This window comes from Microcoleus sp. AS-A8 (assembly GCA_039962225.1).
Taxonomy (GTDB): domain Bacteria; phylum Cyanobacteriota; class Cyanobacteriia; order Cyanobacteriales; family Coleofasciculaceae; genus Allocoleopsis.
Window position 1 is genome coordinate 660,028 of the sequence record JAMPKV010000001.1, and the last position, 16,391, is coordinate 676,418.

The 16,391-nt window shown below is 48.3% G+C and carries 13 protein-coding genes; 5 read left to right on the forward strand and 8 right to left on the reverse strand.

The window, feature by feature from the left end:
• Positions 1-264: 264 nt before the first annotated feature.
• The 5 genes from NDI48_02555 to NDI48_02575 form a co-directional block, all read right to left on the reverse strand.
• Positions 265-600 carry a divalent-cation tolerance protein CutA gene (locus NDI48_02555; GenBank protein MEP0830082.1) on the reverse strand — a complete coding sequence of 112 codons (336 nt, stop codon included), beginning with the start codon at positions 598-600 and terminating at the stop codon, positions 265-267.
• 46 nt (positions 601-646) lie between these two features.
• Complete coding sequence (locus NDI48_02560) at positions 647-883, reverse strand: hypothetical protein (protein ID MEP0830083.1); 237 nt, start codon at positions 881-883, stop codon at positions 647-649.
• Positions 884-1,117: 234 nt separating this feature from the next.
• A complete protein-coding gene (locus NDI48_02565) occupies positions 1,118-6,919 on the reverse strand; it encodes a PAS domain S-box protein (protein MEP0830084.1) in 5,802 nt (1,933 codons plus the stop codon).
• Between the two features lie 3 nt (positions 6,920-6,922).
• Entirely contained in the window at positions 6,923-7,111 is a 189-nt protein-coding gene (locus NDI48_02570; protein MEP0830085.1) for a hypothetical protein, read from the reverse strand.
• A gap of 206 nt (positions 7,112-7,317) precedes the next feature.
• A complete protein-coding gene (locus NDI48_02575) occupies positions 7,318-8,367 on the reverse strand; it encodes a zinc ABC transporter substrate-binding protein (protein MEP0830086.1) in 1,050 nt (349 codons plus the stop codon).
• A 51-nt stretch (positions 8,368-8,418) separates the two neighbouring features.
• Here NDI48_02575 and NDI48_02580 point away from each other — a divergent pair, with 51 nt between their 5' ends.
• From NDI48_02580 to NDI48_02595, 4 genes are all read left to right on the forward strand, one after another.
• A complete protein-coding gene (locus NDI48_02580; GenBank protein MEP0830087.1) occupies positions 8,419-9,168 on the forward strand; it encodes a metal ABC transporter ATP-binding protein in 750 nt (249 codons plus the stop codon).
• A 66-nt stretch (positions 9,169-9,234) separates the two neighbouring features.
• Positions 9,235-10,125, forward strand: coding sequence for a metal ABC transporter permease (locus tag NDI48_02585; protein MEP0830088.1), 891 nt, complete (start codon positions 9,235-9,237; stop codon positions 10,123-10,125).
• Between the two features lie 229 nt (positions 10,126-10,354).
• Positions 10,355-10,885, forward strand: coding sequence for a hypothetical protein (locus tag NDI48_02590; GenBank protein ID MEP0830089.1), 531 nt, complete (start codon positions 10,355-10,357; stop codon positions 10,883-10,885).
• 239 nt (positions 10,886-11,124) lie between these two features.
• Positions 11,125-11,958: a DUF3153 domain-containing protein gene (locus NDI48_02595; GenBank protein ID MEP0830090.1), complete on the forward strand. Its 834-nt coding sequence runs from the start codon at positions 11,125-11,127 to the stop codon at positions 11,956-11,958.
• Between the two features lie 264 nt (positions 11,959-12,222).
• Here the strand turns inward: NDI48_02595 and NDI48_02600 are convergent, their stop codons facing one another.
• The 3 genes from NDI48_02600 to cysS all read right to left on the reverse strand — a co-directional run bounded on the left by NDI48_02600 (position 12,223) and on the right by cysS (position 14,816).
• The gene (locus NDI48_02600) at positions 12,223-12,867 is read right to left on the reverse strand and encodes a Fic family protein (protein MEP0830091.1); all 645 of its coding nucleotides are present in this window, start codon (positions 12,865-12,867) and stop codon (positions 12,223-12,225) included.
• A gap of 21 nt (positions 12,868-12,888) precedes the next feature.
• Positions 12,889-13,242, reverse strand: coding sequence for a hypothetical protein (locus NDI48_02605; protein ID MEP0830092.1), 354 nt, complete (start codon positions 13,240-13,242; stop codon positions 12,889-12,891).
• A 110-nt stretch (positions 13,243-13,352) separates the two neighbouring features.
• Complete coding sequence (gene cysS, locus NDI48_02610; protein ID MEP0830093.1) at positions 13,353-14,816, reverse strand: cysteine--tRNA ligase; 1,464 nt, start codon at positions 14,814-14,816, stop codon at positions 13,353-13,355.
• A gap of 334 nt (positions 14,817-15,150) precedes the next feature.
• On the opposite strand from cysS, the gene NDI48_02615 reads away from it, so the two are divergent.
• Positions 15,151-16,290: a GTP-binding protein gene (locus NDI48_02615; GenBank protein MEP0830094.1), complete on the forward strand. Its 1,140-nt coding sequence runs from the start codon at positions 15,151-15,153 to the stop codon at positions 16,288-16,290.
• The last annotated feature ends 101 nt before the right edge of the window (positions 16,291-16,391 follow it).

Genomic DNA, 16,391 nt, shown 5'->3' on the forward strand with positions numbered 1-16,391 from the left:
GATTAAAGATTATTACTCAGATGAGAATCTTTCTGAAACGTTTCTTTCCGTTGTGACTCAGTAAGCTCAGGACTTTCCTGAAAAATAGCCGTAAAAATTCCAGGAGGTGGGGAAAGTTAGCAAGAATTAATAAGAAATTATTATCAATCATAAATTGGGCAGGAAGCCCGTGATGCAGCTAAGTCAGTTTTGCCACAATATACGCTCCAAGACCTCTACAAACGGCAAAAAGCTAGACAACCCAAAGGAATGATGTTTTACGAATCAGCCGCTACATGAGTTGGAAATCCACTGCAAATAAGGCTCCGAACCGGCCACAATAGGCAATGCAATAATTTCAGGGACTTCGTAAGAGTGCAATTCTCGAATCTTGTTCTCTAATACAGGGAATTGGGCTAATTCGGTTTTAATCACCATTTGCCACTCTTGTTCGTCCATCACTTGACCTTGCCAGGTATAGATGGAATGCACGGGCATGAGAGTGACACAAGCAGCTAGTTTAGCTTCCACTAAAGCTTGCGCGATCGCTTTTCCTTCTTCCTGGGAAGACGCGGTTACTAATACAACACCATAGCCTGTTGCGGCAGAATCGCTCTCCATTCGTTAGCACTCAATTCCAAAACATTCAGGATTGTATCAGCCTTGTCTATCCCATGAGCGAGTACCCCGACGCTGGATTGTTGCTGACGCCACTGGCTTGAATACATGTGATGATGTCATGCTCGTACCAGTTAGAGACTGGATATTGTAATGGATTGAAGCCTGCCCTTTTACAAATCCAGCCAACTTGCTGCTTCCGCCATCGACTTAGCCAAGGATGGGAAATTTCCCAGGTGAAATCGGTCTTGGGGTCTGTAAAAATAAATCCTGTATCTAATTGCATTGCTTTCAAACACACTCTCTGGTTGCAATCAGATTCTAGGGAAGCTGGTAGAAAATATTAATCAACCTTTGGGTACACCCCTCAAGGATAAATTGAGTCCGATGTGTCTTACTATACAGACCATTGTGACATTCAACCAAAGATTAAGTGCGCTTCCTACGCTCCCAGGAAAATCGCTAACGGTGTATAAACAAGCTTCAAAGACCACGTTTTGCCAGAGGTCGAGTTTGTGAGCTACTGACGTTGAGCTAGCTTGGTGACAAGAGCAACTAACTCGTTTGGCTCTACAGGTTTAGACAGATGGCTTTGAAACCCTGCTGATAGCGCCTGCTGATAGTTGATTTCGCCCGCATAGGCGGTAAGAGCGATCGCCCGAATTTGCCCTCCTTGCTCTGGCGGTAAGCTTCTCACTTGTTGTATGAGCATATATCCATCCACATCCGGCATCCCGATATCGCTCAACAGCAAGTCGGGTACAGATTGAGTTAAAGCCGCAAGTGCGTCATGGGCTGAGCCAACGGCTCTTACCTGCGCTCCATACTGTTCCAGCAGAAAGACGACAAACTCCCGTGTATCGACATCATCATCGACCACTAAAATTTCTATGCCCTGCAAATCCAAAGATGGCTCAGGCTGTTCGCTGTTTTGCTCGTTTTGGGGTTGAGACAGCAGGAGAGGGATTTTAACAATAAAGGTGGCTCCTTGCCCCTCACCAGCGCTATCTGCCTGAACGGTTCCCCCATGCAGTTCGACTAGGTGACGGACAATTGCCAACCCTAACCCCAGCCCGCCAAACTTGCGGGTGGTAGTAGCATCGGCTTGGCGGAAGTAGTCAAATACATAGGGTAGGAAGTCTACCGGAATTCCCTTACCCGTATCGCTGACGGTAATTTGGGCGTGAGAACCAATGCACTCTAGCCGGATATCGACCCGTCCTCCTGGGGGTGTGAACTTAATCGCGTTGGAGAGCAGGTTCCAAACGACTTGCTGTAAGCGGCTGGCATCCCCTGAAACGACGTCCGCCTGGGGTGCAAGTTGTGTACACATCTGAATGGATTTAGCTTCAGCCGCTAGACGTACCGTTTCCATCGCGGCTTGAATGGTGGATGTCAGAGCGACGGGAGTAATATTCAAGCTGAGTTTGCCGCGCAAAATCCGGGAGACATCGAGCAAATCTTCAATTAATTCAGCCTGTAACCTGGCATTGCGTTCGATAGTTGCCAAGGCTTCAGAAGTTTTATCGGCATCAAACTTTCGGGTTTGCAGTAATCTTGACCAGCCGAGGATAGGGTTGAGGGGCGATCGCAATTCGTGAGAGAGTACGGCTAGAAACTCATCTTTAATCCGGTTAGCCTGTTCAGCCGCTTCGCGAGCGGCTTGTTCCTGTTGTAGGAGAAGTTCGCGCTGCTGTTCTAGGCGTTTTTGTTCTTCAATATCTGTTGCCGTACCAAACCATTTGATCACCTGACCCCATTCATTCTTCACGGGTACGGCTTGGTGCAAATGCCAGCGATATACCCCATCTGCCCGTCGCATTCGACCTTCGGCTTGATAGAGGCTGCCATCTCGCTGGGCGGCTCTCCAGTACTCGACCAGACTTGGGAGGTCATCGGGATGGACGAGCGTTTTCCAACCTTCGATTCGTACTTTTGCCAAAGTTAATCCCGTGAAGTCGAACCAGCGTTGATTGACATCGAGTAGTATTCCTTCGGCGTTGGTAGTCCACACCAACTGCGGGATAGATTCGGCTAAATACCGATAACGCTCCTCGCTCTGACGCAAGGCTTCTTCAGCTCGTTTGCGATCGGTGATGTCAACGGCAACCCCTCCGACTAGGCGTTGCCCAGAGACATCTTCAATGGGAAATTTGTACACCAGAAAATCACCGAGCGTACCATCACAGCGCGGGGCCGTTTCGAGCGCTTCAATCACCTGATTGCTTTGGGCAACCTTTTGAATGTTAGTGAGAAATTGCTCGGCGACTTCAGCCGGATATAGATCGAAGACGCTTTTGCCGATGACGTTATCCTTGGGAAAGTCAAAAATGCTGGAATAGGTTTGACTGAGGTAGATTATACGCCCGTCTGCATCCGTAATCCAAGAAGCGGCTGGGCTATTATTCATAAACGCTTGAAAGCGTTCTTCACTTTGGCGTAGTGCCACCTCAGCTTGTTTGCGATCGGTCACATCCTGAAAGACCACAACCGCCGCCACAATTTGTTCTTCGCCGTCCAGAATGGGAGCTGAGTTCGTATTCATAAAGATGCGACAACCATCACTTCGGTATAGCTCGATTTCTTCGTTGGTTATGGTTTCGCCCGTTTGCAGCGATCGCATCAGGGGATAGTCTTTGGCGTTGTAAGGTTGACCGTCTAAACGCAAGCCCTGAAACGGTGCAATCTGGTCATACTCTCCCAATTGCAGCGATTGTTCGTAGTCATAGCCAACAATTTGTTTGGCTTGTTTGTTCGTGAGTACCAATTTGCCCGATGCGGCATCTGCAATCATCACGCCCGCAGGCATCTGTCGTAATACAGCCTCAAACCGAGCACGTTCGATCGCCAATTCCTGGAGTACCCGTTCCCGGTCGGCTTCGGCTTGCTGGCGTTGGCGCATCGCGGCTTTTTGTTCACTGATATCGACCACAACGGAGATTGCAGATTCCGGTTTCCCAGACGCATCACAAATCGCTGCTACATTGTTGCTCACCCAAATTTCAGAGCCGTCTTTGCGGATATAGCGCTTCTCGATCGCATAGCTCTCCCCTTGCGTGATCAAGCGATGGAAAAGCTCCATGTTGTAGGGCAAATCGTCCGGATGAGTGATATCTTGCTTCCGCTTCTGTAGCAGTTCTGCCATCGGATAACCGACGATATCGCAATATTTTTGGTTGACCAGCACGAATTGAGCTGTTAAATCCATTTGTGCAATCCCGACCGTTGCCTGGTTCACGATCGCCCCGAACCGCTCCTCACTAGCGCGGAATGCCTCCTGAGTCTGTTTGAGGTCGGTGAGGTCAGTAATCATCGCAAACAACCCTTTGACCTCTCCTTGGCTGTCAATGTCAGGAATATATTGTCGGCGAACATACCGGGAACCTCCCTCCCTAAAGGGCACCCATAGTTCGCTCGTAACGGGTTCTCCGGCTAAGGCTTTGTCAATATCAAAGCGTAGATACTGATATGCCGTTTCACCGACCAATTCTTCCACGCGCTGACCGATAATTTCCTCTACAGGTTTTCCAAACCAGCCGGTAAAAGCACGGTTGGCGAAGCGATAACGGCGATCGCCGTCAATATAGGCAATCAGAGCTGGAACGGTATCTGTAATCAGTTGCAATTCGGCTTCTCGTTGTTGCAGAGCCTCCTGTGCGTGTTTGCGATCAGTGATATCGGCAACAAAAATAGACAGCCCATTCGATGAGGGATAGATCCGGTTCTCGAACCATCGGCTCATTGATGGATAGAAGTATTCAAATTGAAGGGGAATTTGTTCGGCTACGGCACGTTGTAGTTCAATTTGAAACTCGCTACCGATGGTATCGGGATATAATTCCCAAATGTTTTTACCCAGGAGTTCTTCTCGGCTTTTGCCTGTGACTTCCACGACCCGGTCATTGGCATAGGTATAACGCCAATCCCGATCCAATGCTAAAAACTGATCCTCAATTCTGGATAGTACGTTCTCCAGAGCGTCCTTGGCGGACTGGATCTCAGCTCGTAAAACTTCCTCGCGACGGGTTGCTTCCTGCCGCATTTGAGCCAGTTTCAAGGTTGCCTCGACTCGTGCCAGCAGCTCGCGAGCCGAAAAGGGTTTAATCAGATAATCATCCGCTCCAGCTTCGAGCCCTTCAATCCGAGAGTCTTCCCCAGCACGGGCAGACAAGAGGATGATGGGAATTTCCCGGGTATGGGGGTCATCCCGCAGCGATCGCAACAACCCCAAACCATCCAGCCTTGGCATCATCACATCCGTCAAAACCAAGTCGGGAAGCTGCTGACTCATACTCCTTAAAGCCGCCACTCCATCTACTACGGTTTCCACTTCATACCCTTGAGTGACTAACAGGCGTTTTACATAATCGCGCATATCTGCGTTATCGTCAGCCAAAAGAATATGGGCAGAGGGAGTACAGGATAAAAAGGGAGCACAGGAGGAAACAAAGGATAATTCTCCCCCGACTTCTGTTGCTACTCTACTTCCCCTGATCTCTTCCTCTGGCAACCAGCGCAAGGCTTCTTCCACATAGGTTGCAGCCCCCATTGCGGTTGAAGTAAGGGTGCGAGATGTACTAATGCGTTCTGTCGGAATGTGGGCGTAGCCTGTGGGCATCAGCACGGTAAAGCAACTCCCACGATCAACAACGCTACTCACTTGAATCGTGCCGCCATGCAGTTTGACTAATTCCTGCACTAACGACAGACCGATGCCTGACCCTTCATAGGTTCGCCCCCTTGCTCCTTCCACCCGATGGAAGCGCTCAAACAACTGCGGCATCGCTTCGGCGGGAATCCCAGTACCGGTGTCTCGGACTTCTAGCTCAATATGGTCATCCGCCCAACGTAAGGCAACCGTAATTTCTCCCTGCCAGGTGAACTTAAACGCATTGGAAAGTAGGTTGAGAACAATCTTTTCCCACATTTCCCGGTCTACATAGATGGGTTCAGGGAGTGGAGGACAGTCCACACCGAGGCGCATTCCAGCTTGTTCGATCGCGGAGCGAAACATCCCTGCTAAATCAGCAGTAAGCATCGCCAAATCTGTTGGCTCATATACCGCCTGGACTCGTCCTGCCTCAATCCGGGAGAAGTCCAACAGCGTATTCACTAGCTTGAGCAAGCGCAGGGAGTTGCGGTGAGCGGTTTCGAGGTGAGAGCGTTCGCTGGGTAAGAGTGTGGCGGAATTGACCAGCATCTCTTCCAGGGGGCCTAGCATTAGGGTGAGCGGAGTGCGAAACTCATGACTGATGTTGCTAAAGAAGATGGTCTTGGCGCGATCAACTTCAGCCAACGCTTCTGCGCGTTTGCGTTCTTCCTCGTAGGCTTGAGCGTTGGCAATGCTAGCCGCAATCTGAGCGGCAACCAGATCGATAAATCCGCTATAGTTATCGTCGAAGAGTCGGAACGGGTTTAAACCGACCACTAAGATACCAGCTTGCCCTGTTTGCCCGGAGGCAGCGATGGGCACAATGACCGCCTGATGCGGGGAGCGCTGCCAAGCCCCCGTCGGCAAGCGACCCAACAAGGCTTCCAAATCGCCAACCAGGCATGGCTTGTGCGTTGCGATTGCTTCTGCAAACGGCCAAGGCGAATCTGAATCGAGATAGATGCGTTCAGCAACGGCTCTGTGGTTTCGCTCGATGCCCGATGTCCCAGCCAAATAAACCCACTCCTGACCCGGATCGACCAGATAAATCATCGCAAAGGGTAGGTCGTAGGGGTTAGTTTCTAGACATTTTGCACTCCGTGTGCAGGCATCATCGAAGGTTCGGGCGTCTGCTGTCTTCGCCGCCAATTCCCGCAATAGTGCTAACTGACGCTCGCCGATAATGCGCTGCGTGTCGTCCGTGTTGGCACAGATGATACCACCTGTACCACCCCCATCGTTAGGAACCGGACTGTATGAGAAGGTGTAATAGGTTTCCTCCGGATAGCCGTTGCGCTCCATAATTAGCAGCAGCGCTTCGTCGTAAGTGCCCTCATTCTTGAGCATCGCGGATTCGGCCCTAGGCCCGACCTGATCCCAAATCTCGTGCCACACCTCAGAAGCCGACTGTCCCAGTGCTTTCGGATGTTTGCCGCCGACAATGGATTTATAGGCGTCGTTGTAAAGGTTAATCAGTTGCTCGCCCCACCAGACAAACATGGGTTGGCGGGAGGTGAGCATAATTCGCACCGTAGTCTTCAGACTCTGCGGCCATTGCTCGACGGCACCTAGAGGGGTAGCTGACCAGTCGAGCGATCGCATCATAGCACCCGTCTCCCCTCCCCCAGCGAAAACCTGTTTCAGTGCCATTACTTCCCCTTGTTGAGTCACCGTCTATGCTCCTCTCTGAAAATAGACGCGGGGACACAGGGACGCACACCGAGGAACAAAGAGTTTGATCGCAACGTTCCTGTACTCGCTTTCGTGGGCGTCTAACGTAGCAACAAACTTCTCCCGCGTCAGTCCCAAATCCTGTCGCAGTTCTTGAATAAAGTTACCGATCTCTAGTTGCCATCCCACCACAACTATGGTTTTTGCATCACTCGCTCTTCCCTAATGGTAGATACAGTATGCGATTTTTTGCTCAAACTTGCTATTTCAAAGGAAGGATCTTTCGCTGGATGAGGCCATGTATTTGTATATTGAAGCTGATAAGTCTTAAGCGTCGGCTCTGTTTGAGTTTCGCTGATATTGAGTGGCCCCAGTAGAGCCCTTTCCCAGAGAAAAAACTATTGAACCTGAAAGGCTGTGTACTTGCCTCCGAGTCCTACAACAATTGCCTGAGTATTAGCAATGAGCATTTTTTCGTAAGTGTCAGCATGGGTTCCCTTTTCACCGAGTCCGTCAGCCCATAGTTTTTGTTCTGAAACTTTGACTTTCGCTTCTCTGGAAACCGTTTCAATCAGCTTTGGATTAATTGTCGCTTCTGCAAAAATCGTCGGCACATTCGCCTGCTTAATGTCACTCACTAATTCTTTTACCCGTCCTGCTGTTGGTTTTTCTTCAGTACTGATACCCTGCAACGCCCCTTCCATGGGAATTCCATAAGCGGCGGCGTAATATCCTATGGCATCATGGGTGGTGACTAACTTGCGCTGTTGGACGGGAATCGTGCCAATTTGCGATTGAATCCAGCTATCGAGTTGCGTGAGTTCACGGGTCATTTTCTCCGCATTGCGGCTGTATGTTTCTCCCTTGTTCGGAGATATCTTTTCCAATTGAGCCCGAACGGCCTCAACCATCCGCACACCATTTTTGGCATCATGCCAGACATGAGGATCGAATTCCCCATGCTCCTGATTGGCTTCTGCTTTTTCCCCTGCGCTATGCTTGTGCTCGTCCGGTTCACCTTTGAGGGGTTTAGGAACGGCAATTTCACCCACAGCAACTTTGGGGATAGAATTTTGGGTTGACTCTATTAGCTTGATTAAGTCAGTTTCAAAACCGTAGCCATTGTAGAGAATTAGGTTCGCTTGCTCAATGGCTTTGCGATCGCTGGGCTTCGGTTGATAAGCGTGGGGGTCTGTCCCCGCAGGAATTAAACAAGTTAGGTCAACGCTACCTTGAGCGATTTTTTCTGTAATATCACAAAGGACACTGCTGGTGGCAACAACTTTGGGTCGGTTGCTGTCTACGGGTGCCGGGGTGGTTGCTGAGGTGGTGTTGGGGGCAGAAGTTGTCGTTTGCTGGTTCGAGGTACAAGCCATCCCGGCGAGTGCCAGCGTTAAAACAGTTGCACTTCCTATACAACGGGTTTTGAGAGAAAAGCTTTTTAACATGACTCACGGTTGAACAAGCTAATATGATAATGATTCTCATTCAGATCGTTAATGTTAGAAGTTCAGAATTTAGCTGTCAACTATCGAGGAATTCGAGCCTTAGGAAACGTCAGCTTTCGTTTAGCACCGGGGCAATTGGTGGGATTGTTGGGGCCGAATGGTGCGGGTAAAAGTACCATGATTAAAGCGATGCTGGGATTAGTGCCTGCCATGACTGGAGTCGTGAAGTTCAAGGGGCAGGCGCTCAAACAGCAGTTATGTCGGTGTGCTTACGTGCCGCAGCGATCGCAAATTGACTGGGATTATCCCGTCACGGTGTGGAGTGTCGTCCTGATGTCCCGTACTGCACATACGGGATGGTTTCGCTCACCCTCTCGTCAATCTCAACAAATTGTCGCCGAAGCCCTCCAGCGCGTGGGGATGTGGGAATTACGCCACCGTCAGATTGGGGAACTTTCGGGGGGACAGCAGCAACGAGTTTTTTTTGCGCGGGCGTTGGCACAGCAAGGGGAACTGTTCTTATTTGATGAACCTCTAGCGGGTGTAGATCAAAAGACAGAAAGAATTCTTTTTCAGATTTTTAGGGAACTGAAGTCCGAAGGAAAAACTCTATTGGTCAGTTCTCATGAATGGGGAAAAACCTTAAGTCATTATGACCAACTCATGTTGTTAAATCGAGAGTTGATTGCCACGGGTTCTCCTCAAGATGTCATGACGCTAGACAATATTCAACGTGCTTATGGAGAAGGGTTACAGTCACAACTTCTCCATCAAGGTTCAGAAACGTTATATTTTTGTTAAGAATCAACAGTCAGAAGTTATTGGCTGTTGCCCAAGAGTATTAATAATCTCAAATCCCAAATCGACATGTTGCATTGGTTGATAGAACCGCTAGGCTATGAATTCATCCGAAATGCGATCGCGGTAGGTATTTTCACTGGCATTCTTTGCCCAGTGGTGGGTACTTACCTCATTGTCCAGCGCATGGCTTTATTAGGGGATGTCATTGCCCATGCAGTTTTACCGGGATTGGCGATCGCCTTTTCTTGGGGGATTGATATCTTACTGGGATCTTTCATTTCAGGTCTTCTAAGTACCTTTGTCATTGCCTGGATTCGCACTCAATCCCGTGTTAAAGCGGATGCAGCCATGGCCTTGACTTTTTCCAGTTTTTTTGCATTGGGCATCACTTTGATTACCTTATTAAAAAGCAAATTAGACCTCGATAGTCTGCTGTTTGGTGATATTCTTGGAGTCACAATCGCTGATGCTCAACGCACGGCGATTATTACTTTCATTGTGCTGTTATTAATCAAATTATTTTATAAAGAATTGCTCCTCTATACTTTTGATAAACAGGGCGCTCAAGCCTTGGGATATCCGGTTAATGTCCTAAATTTTGGCTTAATGGCTGCAATTACTCTCACCATTGTGACCAGTATGCAAACGGTGGGTGTTGTCTTGGTGATTTCTCTGATGGTTGGCCCTGGGATTACCGCCTATCTTTTGGTGAAAGAATTACACCAAGTTATGGGATTAGGCGCAATTTTAGGAGTGATGGCGACGATTAGTGGAGTCTATGTCAGCTATTACTTCAATATTCCTTCCGGCCCAGCCATTGTATTGGTAACGTTTAGTTTATTTGTGTTAGCACTGCTGTTTAGTCCTTCACAAGGTATTTTGACACGGCCAGAGAGAGGAAATCGTTCCGCTTGGATTGGGCGGGTGTTGCCATTTATTAAGCTCGGTCACAAGTGATACGAAGTTGCTCTCAAACGGGATCTAAGTTTTCACGGAATGAGGGGAACCTCTCTCCAAACCTCTCTCCTACTCTTGAGAGACGCTAGGAATTCTCCCCTAACTCCTCATACGCAGTTGCATTCAAACCTAGTCGTCCAGATATCCAGTTTGAGTGATGCACTGTGTCATGGTAACGGTGACAATAAAACTAAAGCAGTTTGACGTGAGTGGATTGGCGAGTCGAAACGTGAGTTCAGAAAACAAAGAAAAATTCCAAATTGAGTATCAGGCCGGAAAAGTCGCATTTGAACGGGGTGAGTATCGTGCATCTGTCAAGCATTTAGAAGCCGCCTGTGCTTTGACGAGCCGAAACTCTCGGTTAGGGGGAGAGGCGCAGATGTGGTTAGTGACGGCGTATGAAGCGGCGGGGAAAAAACCGGAAGCGATCGCTCTTTGTCAGCAACTGAGTCGTCATCCCGATATAGAAACGCGCAAAGAAGGCAAACGCTTACTCTATATTCTGCAAGCCCCTGAGCTCAAACGACCGGCAGAATGGATGACGCAAATCCCGGACTTAGGGGCGATCGCAGAAAGTGATCCTGAAGCTCGTCGCGGCAGCCAAAGTGCGAGTGGTAGTAGCAAACGCGATCGCAAAGACAAACTCGAACCAGAACCAATTGACCTGAGCCAAGTCAACACCAAAGATAATCAATTTATTTGGGTGGCTCTGATTGCCCTGATTCTGACAGTAGGAGGGTTAATTTGGCTCGGAGTTTGAGGCTTAAACGAGCTCAAACAAAAGAGGGGAGATGGGGAAATGGGGGATGAGAGGAAAAATAAAGTACTACGTTTGAGTGCAACTGTGTATCAATACCTCCATATATCCAACCTCTAAAATTGGTCGTCAAGAGCGCTCCAATCCAGCCGTTCCTACAGTAATCTTGTACCGGGAAGGCTGTAATTTAAATCCACTCAATCAACTTAAAAGATCGGCTTTTAGCGTCAGGAGAGAGATTTGTGAAACCAGCAGTTGTCAATCTATTGCCGTTTTGGCGTCAAATTTTAGGGCGCTTACGGGTTCTCTGGGTGATTTTACTGCCAGCGCTGTTACTTTCTGGCTGTGTTGAATATAATGTCGGAGTCAACTTCGAGGGTCAGCATCACGGCGCGATTGTGCAGCATATCAAGCTAGGGGAACAGTTGACCAGCTTTAGTAACGAACAGGCGCAAGAATGGCTCAAAAGCATTGAGCAGAGGGCACGTCAGCTTGACGGGAAAACCCAGCGTCTTTCTGAGCAAGAAATTAAGGTGACGATTCCGTTTAGCAATGGTACGGAATTAGAGTCCAAGTTTAATCAATTTTTTAATCCGGGAGCCCAGAAAAAGTCTCCCGCTAAGGCTGGCGTGCCACTCAATTTACCCACTTTAGATTCTAAATTTCATTTGAATCAGGGCAACTGGTTCTTAGTGCAACGAAATCAGTTAAGCTACGACCTAGATTTGCGATCGCTAGGTGTTCTCTCCAGCAACGGAAATGTAATTGTTAGTCCTAGTTCTCTGTTAGATTTGCAGTTTAGTTTAGAAACCCCTTGGGGCGCACGCAGTGTGAATCAGGGAGAGAACGCCATCCCCCCAGCCGTCTATGAAAATGGGCATCAGCTCGTGTGGAAACTCCAACCTGGACAGATGAATCATTTAGAAGCTGTCTTTTGGCTTCCGAGTCCTTTGGGTGTCGGAACTGTGGCGATTATACTTTTGGTTTTGGGTGGCTTCTATCTCAAGTACAAAACTTTTCCTTGGACAATGGCTCAACCCGTTGCATCGCCTAATTTTTCCAAAGTGCAGTCGTGAGATCAATGGTGTTTTCATGGGTTACCAAGGATTGTTCCAACCATCATTAAATCGATAGAGCTGTAGCCCACATGCCGCAGGTTACTGGTAGAAGCAGCGGCATGTGATGTACAAGTTATATGGAATCCGTTGGCATTGGAATAATAGTTTTTTTAACGCAGAGACCGCAAAGAGTCATGCAGAGGAACGCAGAGTTTTTGCACTCTAATCTCCGTTAAGTCCGGTGCCAACGGAAATAATATTAAAGGAGGTTTAAATATGAGTTCAACCTGCAATGCACATCAAAATATAATTTTCTAATGCCTCCTTATTTCCCCTGCGATATTCGCTAATCGCCCAAGTGTATAACGGGTGATTAGGTCGAGGTTCAATCGGAAATTGTTTGAGCCAGTAACCATGCTGACCTAAAATAGCCCAGAGAATAAACCTGGCGATGTGTCCGTTCCCATTGGCATAGGGATGAACTCGCAGCACGTCATCAAAAATCGCACAGGCAAAGGCTACTGTATTGAGCAGTTTATCTTCGGGTGAAATTTGAGTATCTGGGAGTTGATGGGTTAACTCTAATAGTTTCATCCCTTCTCGAACCCACTGAGCAATTTTCTCCATTCTCTGTTCAACTAGAAAAGGAGGAAAACCGACATCCAAGCCTTCTGTTGAACCGACATAATATTCTTTCAGACAGGGAAAATCTTCGCCGCGATAATGACCGGCATAGTAAATACATTCCCTGGGTACTAAAAGGCTGAAAAGGTATCCATGAATGGCTCGCGTGTCAGCCGCGCTTTCGACAAAATCTAGGGTTTGCTGGTAGAGCTGAACGACGATATCTTCTGTTCTTTCTTTAAGGATGATCTCCCGTTTGGGATGATCGGCATATTCCCACGCTGGACAATCAGGAGGATACATCCGGTCTATATTCAAGCGGAATTAATCAACAGCGTCGGCAACATCATCGGCTAAATTTTTAGCCAGATTTCTCATATCTTCTTGTTGGCGATTCCTTAAGGAAATGAGCGCTTTTTGGGCAAGTTTGCGTTGGTTCCCTGAACAACAAATCGGTTGAAACGAATGGAGTTTTTTTATTATTTCTGGAACCTCCTCTTTGAGTTGCTTCAGTCGTGAAGAGATGGTTACAGCGGGGTGAATACCAAATCTTTGAGCATAAATTCTTCTGAGACTGGCTCTGGTGTCGAAATTTTGATGATTTTGGCGAGAAACTTTGATGTAGCTAAGACCTAAACGATGGGCAAAATCGTTCTCTGGACTAAAATTTCTACGCATAATTTAAGCTCCCTGTCTGGTGTAGCATTTTGTCCACTCTGTGCGCTCTATAGTGTTCATTCTGGCACAGAGCCATCATCAGGGCACGACAATATCGTGCCCCTACATCGTTACTCACGATGCCAAATTGTCACACCACCGGGCTTATCGATTAAGGTAATGCCTTTGGCTTGAAGTTCGTTGCGGATGCGATCGCCCTCAGCAAAGTTCTTGGCTTTGCGTGCATCAGCACGCTGCTGAATGAACGCTTCAATCTCCGCATCACTTAACCCATCCGCCGATGCCTCCTGTACCTCTGGTTGGGCTGCCAAACCCAACACCTCCGCCAGAGTTACCAATGTTCGCCACACAACCTGCAACTCTTGAGGCGATGTTTCAGTTTTGCCCTCATGCACCAAGAGATTCCCTTCGCGGCGTAAGTCTTTCGCCACTTCAAACAAAACCGCTAAACCCCCAGCAAAATTTAAGTCATCATCGACTGCCAGATTAAATCGTTCCACCAAGGCAGGTTGTAGGGGTGAATCGCCGTTCGCCCTGACGGCTTCTGGCGTCCAACCCAATTGCCTACCATATTGGTTGCCGAATAGCAACCCTTCCTTCAGGGTATTCCAACCATTAGTGGCGGATTCTATGGCATCATCAGAAAAATCAATCGGCTTGCGGTATTGTGCCATCAGCACAAACAGCCGCACCGCCATAGAGTCAACCGGCCTATCCAGCAAATCTCGAATTGTGATGAAGTTGCCTAAAGACTTCGCCATCTTCTCACCCTCCACTTTCACCATGGCGGTGTGTAGCCAGTAACGCGCTAAGGGCTGACCGGTTACGGCTTCAGATTGAGCGATTTCATTCTCATGGTGAGGGAAAATCAAATCGGCTCCACCCGTGTGAATGTCAATGGTTTCACCTAACTGTTCCCGAATCATCGCCGAGCACTCAATATGCCAACCCGGACGACCTTCACCCCAAGGCGATTCCCACGCAGGTTCCCCTGGTTTTGCCGCTTTCCACAGAGCAAAGTCACAGGGGTCTTTTTTCTTGGATTCCTCTTCTTGTACATCCACTCGTCCGCTTGCTCCTGCGAGCATGTCTTCTAACTTGCGTCCCGAAAGCTTGCCATACTCCGAGAACTGACGCACCGCATAGTAGACATCACCCGCTGCTGGGTAGGCATAGTTTTTCTGCTCTAAGTCGTAAATCAGCCGTTTAATCCCATCCAGGGTGTGAGTAGCTCTGGGATAAGCATCGGCTTTTTTCACATTCAGCCGCTCCATATCCTCAAAATAGGTCTGGATGAAGCGCTCTGAAACCTCCTCCATAGAGGTTCCCTCCTGCCGCGCCCGGTTGAGGATTTTATCGTCAATATCGGTGAAATTCTGGACATACTGAACGTCATATCCGCGCCATTGCAGATAACGTCTTGCCGTATCCCAAACGATGCAGGTTCTGGCATGACCCAAATGGCAATAGTCATACACCGTGATGCCGCAGCAATACATCCGTACTTTGCCAGTTTCCAACGGTTCAAAAGGTTCTTTGCGACGAGTCAGGGTGTTGTAAAGATTTAAGGCCATGGCACAGTAAAAAGTGAAATCAGTACTCAGGATAGATCGGCAATAATGGGGGAGGCAGGGATATTGGTAAAACGGGTAGATTGAATCGTTCTCAATCAGCCCAGCATCCTGCCCGGAACCGCCCGGAAATCACTTTCCGAGCTAATAGCCTAAATCCACTTTAGTGGAGACAAGAACTCTATTTCGTCCTCTTGGCAGGCTTGGGCTATTAGCTAGGGATTAAACCATCCCTGACGGATAGGGCGTGCAAGACAGAGGCTAAAATCCTCCCGCCGATGTAAATTGCCTCTATACGCGATTCTCTCTATATTCTGACTCTTTCGACAGCAAGGTTATGCAATCAGCAGTTAGTTCCGAACAATCTCAGCCAATGGACGCCTCGAAACATGGCTTGCCGGTCACCATCATTACGGGTTTTCTCGGTAGCGGCAAGACCACTCTGCTCAACCACGTTTTGACAAATCAGCAGGGTCTGAAGACGGCTGTGCTGGTGAATGAGTTTGGTGAAATCGGCATCGATAATGAACTGATTGTCACCACCGACGAGAACATGGTGGAACTGAGTAATGGTTGTATCTGCTGCACGATTAATAATGATTTAGCAGAAGCCGTCTACAAAATCTTAGAACGCGAAGACAAGATTGATTATCTGGTGGTAGAAACGACGGGTTTGGCTGACCCTCTACCTGTGGCGCTGACCTTTTTGGGCACGGAACTGCGAGACTTGACTCGTCTCGATTCCATCGTTACGGTGGTCGATTGCGAAAATTTCAGTCTGGATTTATTTAACAGTGAAGCCGCCTATAGCCAGATTGCCTATGGTGACATCATTCTCCTGAATAAAGTAGACCTAGTGGATGAAGCAGATGTTGATGCCCTGGAGGTTAGGATTCGCGAAATCAAAGCCGGTGCGCGGATTCTCCGCACGACAAAATCTCAGGTACCCTTGCCTTTAATTCTCAGTGTCGGTCTGTTTGAAACGGATAAGTATTTTGGGTCAGAGGCAACTGAGCAGGCTCATGACCATGACCATGAGCATCATGACCATGAGCATCACGACCATGAGCATGGCCCTGATTGTGAGCATGAGCATCATCATCATGACCATGAACATCACGACCATGAGCATCATCATCATTCCAATCATCTAGAAAATGATGGATTTACCTCGCTTTCTTTTGAAAGTGATAAGCCTCTTGCCATCCGGAAGTTTCAGTATTTCCTAGACAATCAGTTGCCGTCCAATGTTTTCCGGGCTAAGGGAATTCTGTGGTTTGATGAGAGTCCGCATCGCCATATCTTCCACCTCAGTGGTAAGCGGTTCACGATTGAAGATGATGAATGGAACGATAAACCGAAGAAAAGCCAACTGGTTCTGATTGGTCAGGATTTGGATCACCAGACGTTGCGGGCGCAAATTGAAAAATGCGTTTGTTTACCTTCCGTCAATCGTGGTAAGGGGTTTGGAAAATAATTTTTAGTCCTGCGTTCGGCCTTGTAGGGACAGACATCTGTGTGTCCCTACAGTGGATCTATAGGCTCAATGGAGCTGATAATCACTCATAATCACTGAAT

Coding starts and splice junctions, on each gene's coding strand:
- NDI48_02555 (MEP0830082.1), bottom strand. CDS start 600: ATGGAGAGCGATTCTGCCGCAACAGGCTATGGTGTTGTATTAGTAACC.
- NDI48_02560 (MEP0830083.1), bottom strand. CDS start 883: ATGCAATTAGATACAGGATTTATTTTTACAGACCCCAAGACCGATTTC.
- NDI48_02575 (MEP0830086.1), bottom strand. CDS start 8,367: ATGTTAAAAAGCTTTTCTCTCAAAACCCGTTGTATAGGAAGTGCAACT.
- NDI48_02580 (MEP0830087.1), top strand. CDS start 8,419: ATGTTAGAAGTTCAGAATTTAGCTGTCAACTATCGAGGAATTCGAGCC.
- NDI48_02585 (MEP0830088.1), top strand. CDS start 9,235: ATGTTGCATTGGTTGATAGAACCGCTAGGCTATGAATTCATCCGAAAT.
- NDI48_02600 (MEP0830091.1), bottom strand. CDS start 12,867: ATGTATCCTCCTGATTGTCCAGCGTGGGAATATGCCGATCATCCCAAA.
- NDI48_02605 (MEP0830092.1), bottom strand. CDS start 13,242: ATGCGTAGAAATTTTAGTCCAGAGAACGATTTTGCCCATCGTTTAGGT.
- cysS (MEP0830093.1), bottom strand. CDS start 14,816: ATGGCCTTAAATCTTTACAACACCCTGACTCGTCGCAAAGAACCTTTT.
- NDI48_02615 (MEP0830094.1), top strand. CDS start 15,151: ATGCAATCAGCAGTTAGTTCCGAACAATCTCAGCCAATGGACGCCTCG.